At 71.7% G+C, this 11,864-nt stretch carries 9 protein-coding genes; 4 read left to right on the top strand and 5 right to left on the bottom strand.

What is annotated here, in order from left to right:
• Positions 1 to 91: 91 nt before the first annotated feature.
• The 3 genes from ACFW2E_RS07840 to ACFW2E_RS07850 form a co-directional block, all read right to left on the bottom strand.
• Positions 92 to 1,159: an RNA ligase (ATP) gene (locus ACFW2E_RS07840; RefSeq protein WP_384463011.1), complete on the bottom strand. Its 1,068-nt coding sequence runs from the start codon at positions 1,157 to 1,159 to the stop codon at positions 92 to 94.
• A gap of 81 nt (positions 1,160 to 1,240) precedes the next feature.
• A complete protein-coding gene (locus ACFW2E_RS07845) occupies positions 1,241 to 1,984 on the bottom strand; it encodes a 3-keto-5-aminohexanoate cleavage protein (protein ID WP_384463014.1) in 744 nt (247 codons plus the stop codon).
• A gap of 68 nt (positions 1,985 to 2,052) precedes the next feature.
• Entirely contained in the window at positions 2,053 to 2,655 is a 603-nt protein-coding gene (locus ACFW2E_RS07850) for a hypothetical protein (protein ID WP_384463017.1), read from the bottom strand.
• Positions 2,656 to 2,923: 268 nt separating this feature from the next.
• Between ACFW2E_RS07850 and ACFW2E_RS07855 the strand changes: the two genes are divergently transcribed.
• On the top strand, positions 2,924 to 5,707 hold the full coding sequence (locus ACFW2E_RS07855) for a penicillin acylase family protein (protein WP_384463020.1): 2,784 nt from the start codon (positions 2,924 to 2,926) through the stop codon (positions 5,705 to 5,707).
• Between the two features lie 256 nt (positions 5,708 to 5,963).
• Here the strand turns inward: ACFW2E_RS07855 and ACFW2E_RS07860 are convergent, their stop codons facing one another.
• The gene (locus ACFW2E_RS07860; RefSeq protein ID WP_384463023.1) at positions 5,964 to 7,289 is read right to left on the bottom strand and encodes a serine-threonine protein kinase; all 1,326 of its coding nucleotides are present in this window, start codon (positions 7,287 to 7,289) and stop codon (positions 5,964 to 5,966) included.
• A gap of 81 nt (positions 7,290 to 7,370) precedes the next feature.
• Positions 7,371 to 8,636 carry an exo-beta-N-acetylmuramidase NamZ domain-containing protein gene (locus tag ACFW2E_RS07865; protein ID WP_384463026.1) on the bottom strand — a complete coding sequence of 422 codons (1,266 nt, stop codon included), beginning with the start codon at positions 8,634 to 8,636 and terminating at the stop codon, positions 7,371 to 7,373.
• A 176-nt stretch (positions 8,637 to 8,812) separates the two neighbouring features.
• Here ACFW2E_RS07865 and ACFW2E_RS07870 point away from each other — a divergent pair, with 176 nt between their 5' ends.
• From ACFW2E_RS07870 to ACFW2E_RS07880, 3 genes are all read left to right on the top strand, one after another.
• Positions 8,813 to 9,577: an SDR family oxidoreductase gene (locus ACFW2E_RS07870; protein WP_384463029.1), complete on the top strand. Its 765-nt coding sequence runs from the start codon at positions 8,813 to 8,815 to the stop codon at positions 9,575 to 9,577.
• The gene (locus ACFW2E_RS07875; RefSeq protein ID WP_384463032.1) at positions 9,574 to 11,241 is read left to right on the top strand and encodes a class I adenylate-forming enzyme family protein; all 1,668 of its coding nucleotides are present in this window, start codon (positions 9,574 to 9,576) and stop codon (positions 11,239 to 11,241) included. The genes ACFW2E_RS07870 and ACFW2E_RS07875 overlap by 4 nt, the downstream gene beginning before the upstream one ends.
• Before the next feature lie 60 nt (positions 11,242 to 11,301).
• A partial coding sequence (locus ACFW2E_RS07880; RefSeq protein ID WP_384463035.1) for a TetR/AcrR family transcriptional regulator occupies positions 11,302 to 11,864 on the top strand: 563 nt, incomplete at its 3' end.

Genomic DNA, 11,864 nt, shown 5'->3' on the forward strand with positions numbered 1-11,864 from the left:
GGCGCGCGCGGCCGGCCGCCGCGCGTCGGGGTGCCCCCCGACGCGGCGCCCGCGCCCCCGCCCCCCCCCCGCCCCCCCCCGCCGGGGCGGCTCACTCGAACTCGGTTCCGCCCTTCCGGGTCAGATAGGCCGGACTGACCGCCTTCGCGATGGCCCGGCCCCCGGTCACCGGGCTGTAGCGCTCGACGAGCGGCCGGATCACCACACCCTCCCGCAGATGGAGCCCGCGCCCGGAGACGGTCTCGCGTCCACCGGCGAGCTCCAGGACCCGGTCGATGTCGTACGGGCCCTCGTAAAGCCGGGGCACCAGCGGCAGCTCACCCTCCAGCAGCTCCGCCGCGTCCAGCCAGCGTACGGCTCCGTCGATCTCCGCGGACACGTCGAACACCGCGTACCCGAGCGTCTCCCGGCGGCCGTCGGCCCCGTACGTCAGGTCCTGCACGCCGGCCCCGAACACCTCCCCGAAGATCCCGACCCGGCGCGCCCCGAGCCGCTCCGCGAGCCGCGCGGCCGCCTCGGCGGCCCCGTGTCCCCGGATCGCCCGCCAGTACAGGTTCCGCGGATCCTCCTTCAGGGCGAGGGACTTGGCGCCGAAGCCCTTGGAGGACACGAACACCCGCCCCTCGTCGGCGAGATACGTCAGCAGGCACGCCGAACCGTGCAGTTTCTCGGTCAGGACCACCGGCTCGCCCGGCGTGAAGACGTCCGGGTAGCGCTGGACGTTCTCGATGTCGACCCAGGGCAGCAGGTCCGGGGCGGACTCGACGTCACCGTTCATGGTCGGCGGGATCGGCGGCACCCACTTGGCTATGCCGAGGCGCTCCGCGAAGTCGGTCCCCTCGGCCGCGGCCCGCGCGAGGTCGACATCCGCCAGCGCCCTCGGCCGGCACACGATGCCCTGCGACAGCTCCCCGCGCAGCCGCACCGCCTTGACCCGGTCGGCGTTGCCGCCCGCCAGCCGTCCGGTCAGCCCCAGCTCCTCGATCAGCCCGGCCGGGAGCACGGCCTGCTCGGGGATGTAGACGGCCGCCTCGCCGGTGCGGTAAGCGCCCTTGGCGACGACGGCGCGGTACAGGCCCACCTGGGCCAGCTCGAGCGCGTCGGCGTTCGGATGCTCGTGGACGGTCAGCACTTCGGCGGTGACGCGCAGCGTCGACATGTCGGACTCCTCGGACGTGGTTCCTCAGGCGGGTTTCATCGCCGCCCACTGTCCGCGCGGCAAAGCGGTGGAGCGACCGGTTTATCGGTTGCTAGAGTCGCCCCCTTCGGCCGCCGACCTGTACAGGGCCAGACCTTCGGTCACCAACCGGGCGTTTGAAGAAGCCCGTTGACCGTCCGGCAGCAGGAGTGTGTCCGCCAGCCCCGTCCGGGTCGCCAGCCCCAGCCGGCCGGCCAGCCGCAACACAGGCCAGGCGCCGCCCTCTTCGCCGTGCAGCAGCACCGGACGGCCATGGGCGTCACCCAGTTCGGCGATCAGCCCGCGCGCGGACGCCTCCGCCGTGTCCGGGCCGGGATCCGTCACTTCCGCCAGCACCCGCAGCACCTTCGGCCCGAGCGGCGAGGCAGTGAACCGGGCCGCTCCGTCGGTCCCGGACCAGATGCCCGCCTCGACTCCCACGCCCATGGCGATCAGCCGCGCGGCCAGCTCCTCCGCGCCCGGCTCGTGCCAGTTGACCGAAGCGTGGTCGGGCAGCACCGTCCAGCACCGCAACTGCCGCAGACGGACGGCAGGATCGGGCTCGGCCCAGGCTCCCGTGGCCACTCCGACCGGCACCGTCACCCGCGCCCGCAGGGCCTGCAGCGTCGCCGCGACGATGCGCGGGGACAGGCTGTCCCGCCCGCACGGGGTCCGCGGATGCACATGGACGTCCGTGGCCCCGGCCGCGACGGCCTGCGCCGCCGACTCCGCCATCGCCTCCGGCGACAGGGGCACACACGCACCGTCGGCGCCTGCCCGGCGCCCGTTGAGACACACCTGCACCATGCCTCGATGGTGCCGGACGTCGCCGTTCGATAGGGGGTGCGGCATCCCCGGCGCACCCCCGACGTGCCTCAGGCCGACACGAGCAGCCTGCCGCGCCTGGCGTAGGCCAGTGCCTCGGGGGTGAGCACCGGCCGGGGGACGAGAATCCCGCAGTCCACGCAGACCGGACCCGCCGAGGGTTCGTGGTCCAGGTCGTACTTCCAGATGAGGCGCTCCCCGTCACACACCGGGCAGGTCGAACCCGGTTCGCGCTCCAGGGCGGCGATCAGCCGTCGCAGCACCTCTGCCAACGGTTCATCGGGGTGGACACGAGGGTTGTCGCACCACGCGACACCGAAGCCGCCCCAGGTCAGCCGGTGCCAGTCGTCCACACTGCCCGGCCGGCGCAGCCCGTCGTGCTTCTCCTTCCTGCGGCGTTCGGCGAACTCGACCTCATAGGCGAGCCAGACCGCCCGCGCTTCCTCCAGCTCCTCCAGCGCGGCCACGAGCCGCGCCGGATCGGGGGACCGGTCCTCGGGACCGAACCCGGCCCGGGAGCAGAGGTGGTCCCAGGTCGCCCTGTGTCCGTAGGGAGCGAAGCGCTCCAGGCACTTGCGCAGCGAGTAGCGCCGTAGCGCCAGGTCGCACCTGGGATCTCGCACCTGTCTCGCCAGACTCCGGAAACCGGCCATCGCCCTGCACCTCCGTCACACCTGTACCTGAACTTCGGTCACTTCGGCGTCGTCGTACGGGCCTTCGCGTGACATCGCACGACGTCGCCGAATAGACGTATCGACGCCCGATTCGGCTCCATTCGATTTCCGATGCCGTCCATAAGGCCGCCCGGGTTGACCCCGCGCAACGACACCGGCGACTCCAAAAAGTGACGCATGTTCATCTTCAATCTCGGGGATACCGGCGGTAACGTCCCGCCAACCCCACGGCCCAACAGGAGCTGCCATGGCACGGCGCACCCCACGCAACGCGTTGTTCAACAGACTGAGAACTCCCGGCACTCTCACCGGGTTCCTGAAAACCGCATCCGTATGCGTTCTGGTCGCGGGCCTGCTCTCCCCGCTGGCCCAGGTGCCCGCCGCTGCCGCCGCCTCCAACGACTACTGCGGCGGCCAGTGTTCGGACATCCTGCCGCCCGGCGAGAACGGCAACGCGACCCTCGCCCAGATCCTCCTCAACCAGGTGTTCGGCACCCAGCCCAGTCATGCCGAGGATCAGCTCGGCCCCTACGCCGGCCTGGCCACCGGGTACTCGACGCTCACCGACGCGAAGATCAACACCTTCTTCAACGACGCGTCGTTCGGGGTCGCCTCCGACCAGGTCGCCTCCACTGAGAAGCCGGCCGGCCGGAGCGACGTGACGATCGTCCGCGACAAGAAGACCGGTGTGCCGCACATCACCGGCACCACCAGGTACGGCACGGAGTTCGGCGCCGGGTACGCCGCGGCCGAGGACCGGCTGTGGCTCATGGACGTCTTCCGGCACGTGGGCCGTGGCCAGCTGACCACCTTCGCGGGCGGTGCCCCGAGCAACCAGGGCCTGGAGCAGGAGTTCTACCGCAACGCCCCCTACACCGAGGCGGACCTCCAGGCCCAGATCGACGGCGCGGTCGCCGGGAACGGCGCCCGCGGCCGGCAGGCCCTCTCCGACGCCGACGCCTATCTCGACGGCATCAACTCCTACATCGACGCCTCCGACAGCGGCCGCTACTTCCCCGGCGAGTACGTCCTGACGGGACACAAGGACTCGATCACCAACGCCGGCACCATCGACCACTTCAAGATCACCGACCTGGTCGCCCTGGCCTCCGTGATCGGCTCGCTCTTCGGATCCGGTGGCGGCGGCGAGGTCAACAACGCCATCTCCCTGATCGCCGCCCAGTCCAAGTACGGCGTGGAGGAGGGCACCAAGGTCTGGGAGTCCTTCCGCGAGCGCAACGACCCCGAGGCCGTCCTCACCGTTCACGACGGCGAGAGCTTCCCGTACGCCACCAGGCCGGACGACGCCCAGGGCGAGGCCCTGCCCGACGCCGGTTCGGTGACCCAGGAGCCGCTGGTCTACGACCGCACGGGCAGCGCCGCGACCGCCGGCGCGACCGGTGCGTCGGCCACGGCGGCGGCCACCACCCTCAGCTCCGCCAAGCGCGGCATGTCCAACGCGCTGGTGGTGAGCGGCAAGTACACCGCGAGCGGCCATCCGGTCGCCGTCTTCGGACCGCAGACCGGCTACTTCGCCCCGCAGCTGCTCATGCTGCAGGAGATCCAGGGCCCGGGCATCAGCGCCCGCGGCGCCTCCTTCGCGGGGCTGAGCATGTACGTCGAACTCGGCCGCGGTCAGGACTACTCCTGGAGCGCGACGACCTCCGGCCAGGACATCATCGACACCTACACCGTCGAGCTGTGCCAGGACGACTACCACTACCTCTACCACGGCACCTGCACCGCCATGGACGAGGTCGAGCAGAAGAACGCCTGGAAGCCGACCACGGCCGACGGCACCGCGGCCGGCTCCTACACGATGCGGGTCTGGCGCACCAAGTACGGACCCGTCGAGTACCGGGCCACCGTCGGCGGCAAGAAGGTCGCCTACACCACCCTGCGCTCCTCCTACCTGCACGAGGCCGACTCGATCATCGGCTTCCAGATGCTGAACGACCCGGACTACGTGAAGAGCCCGCAGACCTTCCAGAGCGCGGTGCAGCACATCAACTACACCTTCAACTGGTTCTACGCCGACTCCCAGCACACCGCGTACTACAACAGCGGCGACAACCCCGTGCGGGCGTCCGGCGTCGACGCGGAGTTCCCGGTCTGGGCGCAGGCGGCGTACGAGTGGCGGAACTGGGACCCGGCGACCAACACGGCCGACTACACCCCGGCCTCCGCCCACCCCAGCTCCATCGACCAGGACTACTACATCTCCTGGAACAACAAGCAGGCGAAGGACTACACGACAGCGCCCTGGGGCGACGGCTCCGTCCACCGCGGCAACCTCCTCGAGGACCGCGTGAAGAAGCTGGTCGCGGCCGGCGGGGTGACCAGGACGTCCCTGGTGAAGGCGATGGCGGCCGCGGCACTCGCGGACCTGCGGGCCGAGGACGTGCTGCCGAAGCTGCTCAGGGTCGTCAACAGCTCGACGGTGACCGACTCCACGGCCGCGGCGGCGGTGAGCAAACTCCAGGCGTGGGTGACCGCCGGCGCCGGACGGACGGAGACCTCGGCAGGGTCGAAGACGTACGCCGACGCGGACGCCGTCCGGATCCTGGACGCCTGGTGGCCGCTGCTGGTGAAGGCCGAGTTCGAGCCCGGCCTCGGCAGCGACCTGTACACCGCCTTCGGCGGCAACCTGCCGGTCGACGAGTCCCCGTCGGCCGCCCACGGCCCGACCGGGTCGCACGCGGGCAGCTCCTTCCAGTACGGCTGGTGGAGTTATGTCGACAAGGACATCCGGGCGGTGCTCGGCGAGTCCGTGCAGGGCGGCCTGGCGCGGAAGTACTGCGGCGGGGGCGGCCTCAGCTCCTGCCGGGACGTCCTGATCAGCACGCTGAAGACGGCGGCCGGCATGACCGCCGCCCAGGTCTACCCCGGCGACGACCAGTGTTCGGCGGGCGACCAGTGGTGCGCCGACTCGATCGTCCAGCGCACCCTGGGCGGCATCAAGCACGGGAAGATCAGCTGGCAGAACCGGCCGACCTTCCAGCAAGTGGTGGAGTACACGTCGCACCGCTGACGTCCGCACGGCGGCGGGTCACACGATGCGGCCCGCCGCCTGCACCACGCGCGCCGGCTCGGGGTGCACCATGTCGCTGTGCGCGCCCGTCGCGTCCCCGGTACCGTCCGTGCCCCGCCGTGCCCCGCCGTGCCCGGCAAGGGGCCGATACCGGTACCGATACCAGTACCGGTACCGACGCTCGTGAACGAGTCGTCCTCGCCCGTCACCTGGGCCGAGCGCCGGGTCGTGGGGCGAGAGACAGCACGGCGGCGGGTCACACGATGCGGCCCGCCGCCAGCACCACCCGAGCCAGCTCGGGGTGCACGATGTCGCTGTGCGCGCCGGTCGGCGGACCGCCGCGTCTGACCACCGCCGCCGCGTCGACGTTCACGCACCCCGACGTGGGCAGCGGCCCGCGCAGCGCCCCGGCGAGGTCCAGCCCGCGCGTGCCCGGTACCGCCTGCACCCCGTCATGCCCCATCGCCCCCCAACGGGCGCCCAGCATCCGGCCGATGTCGACGCCCGCGAACGAGTCGTCCTCATCCGCCATCCGGGAGGCCAGCGGGTAGAAGGTGCCGAGCGCCGAGTCGTGGGACGAGAAACAGCACACCAGCGGACCGTCGATGCGGTTCTGCTGGCCCTGCAGCACGCCGCCCGCGTGCTGGTCGTGGGGCAGCCGGGCCGAGAACGCGTAGTGCGAGAAGGCCCCTTGGAGGAGCGTCACGGACTTCACCGTGCGCACCCCCTCGGGCAGTCCGCGCAGCGCGAACGACACGAGCCGCCCGCCGAAGCTGTGCCCGACCAGATGCACCCGCACCCGCGGCGCCGTTCCGGCCAACTGCCCGATCACCGGGCCGAGTCCGCGCTCTCCCACGGTGCCGGCCCGCCGCTTCATGGCGTAGTAGGTCGCCTGTCGCAGCAGCTCGCGTGCCCCGTCCCAGGGGTTGGGCAGCGCGAACCCGGCGGCCCCCTGGCCGGGTCCGAGCCCGGTGAGCGCCCGCGTGAAGTCGTCGCAGACCGCCACCGTGTCGCCGGAGAACAGCACGGGCTCGCTCTGCGGCACCCCCTCCGCCAGCGTGTCCGCCGCGAACAGCGGCTGGGGGCCGCCCGGCACGACCTCGACCAGCTCCCGCACCAGCCGCCCGAACTCCTCCAGCTCGGCGTCGTCACCGGACCGCTGGTCCAGCATCCGGGCGATCCGGTCCACCACCGTGGCCCGGCCGGGAAAGGTCTCCAGGAGCGCGTGGCGGGTGTCCTCGTCCAGCGCGGGGCACGGTGCCGCCGTGGCCTCGCCGGCCACCGCGGACCTCGGGAAGTCCGGGATCGGCTCGTCACAGAACCGCATCGACGGCCAGATCACGCCGACGTAGCCGACCTTCGCCTTCGGCGCCAGCTTCGGGACGGGTGCGAAGAAGCGGCGGTAGAGCGCGGTCGCGCCCGAGCGGTCGTTGTTCCAGCCGTGCGCGAAGACGATCAGGTCGCGCACGCCTCGCGCCGCGATCTGCGCCAGCAGCCGGTCCCGCTCGGAGCCGTCCACGTCCCCGTCCGCGTCGAAGGTCAGCTCCCAGTAGGGAGTCACACTCATCCCAGGATCCGCCATGACAGGCCCTCTCGTCCCCCGTAGTGGTGCGATGTGGGCGCATCGTCCTGCTACCTGGCGAGATTGGCCATACGTCGTGACTCAGCTGTAGAGGAGATATTTCCGCCGTACGCCCCGGAACGCAGTGAGTTCGTCCTGCCAGGCGGCGGCCACCTCGTCGGTGCCCGCTCCGGCGTCGATCATCGTGCGCACCCGCGTGGACCCCGTGAGCTTGTCGATCCAGTTGTCGGACCGCCAGGCGAAGCCGCTCCACGCCTTCTTCGCGGTCACCAGGAGCGCGATCCCGGTACGCACGGGGTCGTACACGCCCCGGTCGTGCACATGGATCTGCACGCCCCCGACGGTCTTGCCCTGGAACTTGGAGAAGGTGGGCGCGAAGTACGCCTCCCTGAACCGCACGCCCGGCAGGCCGAGTCCGTCGGCGGCGGCCGCCCAGCGCGCGTCGATGCCCTCCGCGCCCAGCAGTTCGAACGGCCGGGTCGTGCCGCGCCCCTCCGACAGGTTGGTGCCCTCGAACAGACACGTCCCCGAGTAGACGAGCGCCGTGTCGGGGGTCGGCATGTTCGGGCTCGGCGGCACCCAGGGCAGCCCGGAGGTGTCGAAGAACTCCGAGCGCTTCCAGCCCGTCATCTGCACGGTCTCCAGGGCGACCGGCGTGCCCAGGAACTCCCCGTTGAACAGCCGCGCCAGTTCGGCCACCGTCATCCCGTGCGCCTGAGCGACCGGTTCCCGCCCGACGAACGAGGCGAACTCCTTGTGCAGCACCGGCCCCTGGGCGGAGCGGCCGGTCACCGGGTTGGGCCGGTCGAGCACCACGAACCGCTTGCCCGCGATCCGCGCCGCCTCCATGCAGTCGTACAGGGTCCAGATGTACGTGTAGAAGCGCGCGCCGACGTCCTGGATGTCGAAGACGACGGTGTCCACGCCGGAGGCGGTGAAGACCTCCGCCAGCGCCGTGCCGCTCTTCAGATAGGTGTCGTAGACCGGCAGCCCGGTCGCCGGATCGTCGTAGCGGCCCTCCGAGCCGCCCGCCTGCGCGGTGCCGCGGAAGCCGTGCTCGGGGCCGAAGACGGCCGTCAGCCGCACCCGCGGATCGGCGTGCATGACGTCGACGATGTGGCGTACGTCCCTGGTGATGCCGGTCGGGTTGGTGACGATGCCGACGCGTTGTCCGTCGAGCGGGGCGTACCCGTCGTCGGCGAGACGTTCGAACCCGGTGCGCAGCCGGTGCCGCGCCGGGCCCGCCGAGCCCGTGGGCTCGGTCGGCCCCGCCTGCGTCGTCACCGCCGCGGAGGCCGTGACGGCCGCCGTGGTGGCGTAGAGCAGGCTCCGTCTGGACAGCTTCATGCGGTGACCTCCGTGATCGCTGCGGGTGCCATGCCCTGGCACGCTAGCGCGCGACGGGGCGTCAGGACACGAACCGGACCGGCCACGCCGGTGACGGAGACAGCCCTTCCGGGACTCCATACCGACCGGTTAGTCTGACGCGGCAGAGCCGAGTCGCACCGTGCCGAAGGAGACCGATGGTGGAAGCCGTGCAGGATGCCGGAGTGGTGGTCACCGGAGCGGGCGGAGGCATCGGGGCCGCGCTGGCCCGCAGGTTCGCGGCCGCGGGCGCGCGGGTCGTCGTGAACGACCTGGACGCCGGCCGGGCGCAGGCCGTGGCCGGGGAGATCGGCGCGATCGCGGTCCCGGGCGACGCCTCCGCGATCGTCGGCGCGGCCCGCGAGGCGCTCGGCGGCACGGTCGACATCTACTGCGCCAACGCGGGCCTCGCCTCCGGCGGCTCGGAGTCGGCCGACGAGACGGTCTGGGCGCAGGCCTGGGACGTCAACGTCATGGCCCATGTGCGCGCCGCCCACGAGCTGCTCCCGGCCTGGCTGGAGCGCGGCAGCGGCCGCTTCGTCTCCACCGTCTCCGCCGCCGGACTGCTGACCATGATCGGAGCCGCCCCCTACAGCGTCACCAAGCACGGCGCGTACGCCTTCGCCGAGTGGCTCTCCCTGACCTACCGCCACCGTGGCCTGAAGGTCCACGCGATCTGCCCTCAGGGCGTCCGCACCGACATGCTGGCCGCCACCGGAAGCGCGGGCGACCTGGTCCTCCAGCCCACCGCGATCGAGCCGGAGGACGTCGCGGACGCCCTCTTCAAGGGCATCGGGGAGGACCGCTTCCTGATCCTGCCGCACCCCGAGGTCGCCGAGTACTACCAGGCACGGGCCACCGCCCCCGACCGCTGGCTGACGAACATGAACCACATCCAGCAGAAGTGGGAGGGCACCCGGTGACCGCATCCCGTTACGCGGCCAAGCCCTGGCTCGCCCTCCTCGACGACGTCCAGCGCGGCCCCGTCGACCCGGCCGACTCGCTCGTCCACGCCCTGCGCAGGGCCGTCGCCGAGGCACCGGACCGCACCTTCCTGACCTACTTCGACGCCCGCCTCGGCTACCGCGAGGCCGACGAGCTGAGCGACTCGGTGGCCGGGCCCCGCGGCGCCCGCGGTGTGCGGCCCGGTGTCCGGGGGGCGGGGCGGCTGCAGAAAAGCCCCCACTTCGTGCTCGCCGTGCTCGGCGCCTGGAAGGCGGGCGCGGTCGTCGTCCCGGTCAACCCGATGTACAAGTCGGCGGAGGTCGCCCACGTCCTGCGGGACGGCGAGGTGGCCGCGCTGGTCTGCTCGGACCGGGCCTGGGAGGCGTATCTGCGCGAGACAGCCGCCGACTCGCCCGTGCGGATCGTGCTCACCGGCTGCGAGCTGGACTTCCAGACCCGCGACGACCCGCGCGTGCTGGCCTTCGAGCGGCTGCCCCAGGCCCCCGACGCGGACGACCTCGTGACCGTCGCCCGGCAGGGCCACAAGGCGCCCGAGGGCCGCGACCCCGCACCCTCCGACACCGCCCTGATCAGCTACACCTCGGGCACCAGCGGCACTCCCAAGGGCGCCACCAACACACACGGCAACATCATGGTCAACGCCGAGCGGCAGCGGACCGGCCTGGCCCTGCCCGAGGCGCCGGTCTACTACGCCCTCGCACCCCTGTTCCACATCACCGGGATGGTCTGCGAGTTCGGCGCCTGCCTCAACAGCGCCGGCACGCTCGTGCTCGCCTATCGCTTCGAGCCCGGTGTGGTCCTGGACATGTTCGCCGAGCACCGGCCGCACTACACGGTCGGCCCGTCCACCGCCTTCATGGCCCTGGCGGCCCACCCGGACGTCACCCCGGAGCACTTCGCCTCCTTCGTGAACATCTCCTCGGGCGGCGCCCCGGTACCGCCCGCCCTGGTCGAGAAGTTCCGCGCCGGCTTCGGCCCGTACATCCGCACCGGCTACGGGCTGACCGAGTGCAGCGGCCCCTGCGCCTCCGTCCCACCCGGCCTGGAAGCGCCGGTGGACCCCGTCTCCGGGACACTGGCCGTGGGCGTGCCGGGCCCGGACACGGTCGTCCGTGTCCTCGACGAGCGGGGCGAGGAGGTCCCCTTCGGCGAGCAGGGCGAGATCGTCGTACGGGGGCCGCAGGTCGTGCCGGGCTACTGGCGGCGGCCCGAGGCGACCGCCGAGACGTTCCCGGACGGCGAGCTGCGCACCGGCGACATCGGGTTCATGGACGAACAGGGCTGGGTGTACGTGGTCGACCGCAAGAAGGACATGATCAACGCGTCCGGCTTCAAGGTGTGGCCGCGGGAGGTCGAGGACGTGCTGTACACGCACCCCGCGGTGCGCGAGGCGGCCGTCGTCGGCGTCCCGGACGGCTACCGCGGGGAGACCGTCAAGGCGTACATCAGCCTCCGTCCGGGTGCCGAAACCGACCCCGATGCGCTCGCCGTCTACTGCAGGGAGAGACTGGCGGCCTACAAATACCCGCGCCAGGTGGAGATCCTGCCCGACTTGCCCAAGACCGCGAGTGGGAAAATCCTCCGTCGGGAACTTCGCTCCCGAGCGCACGACAGCCAGTAGCGCACAACAGCAACAGCGCACGAAAGCCGGTAAGGCATGACGGAAAGGCAGGTGGCGGCAGTGCCCAGGACGACGGACGGTGACGGAGCTCCCGTTCCGCAGCGGCTCCTTGCCGCCGCCACCCGGCTCTTCGCCGAGCAGGGCTACGACCGCACCTCCGTGCAGGAGATCGTGGAGGCGGCGGGTGTCACCAAGGGAGCGCTGTACCACTACTTCGGGTCCAAGGACGACCTCCTGCACGAGGTGTACGCGCGCATGCTGCGGGTCCAGCAGGAGCGGCTGGACGCCTTCGCGGGCGCCGACGAGCCGGTGGAGAAGCGGCTGCGGGCGGCGGCGGCCGACGTCGTCGTCACGACCATCGAGCACCTCGACGACGCCATGATCTTCTTCCGCTCCATGCACCACCTGAGCCCGGAGAAGAACAAGCAGGTGCGCGCCGAGCGCCGGCGCTACCACGAACGCTTCCGTGCGCTCATCGAGGAGGGCCAGGAGCAGGGCGTCTTCTCCAGGGCGACGCCCGCCGACCTGGTGGTCGACTACCACTTCGGCTCCGTCCACCACCTGTCGACCTGGTACCGCCCCGACGGCCCTCTCACCCCCCACGCGGTGGGCGGCCCCCCCCC

The organism is Streptomyces sp. NPDC058964 (assembly GCF_042741275.1).
GTDB lineage: Bacteria > Actinomycetota > Actinomycetes > Streptomycetales > Streptomycetaceae > Streptomyces.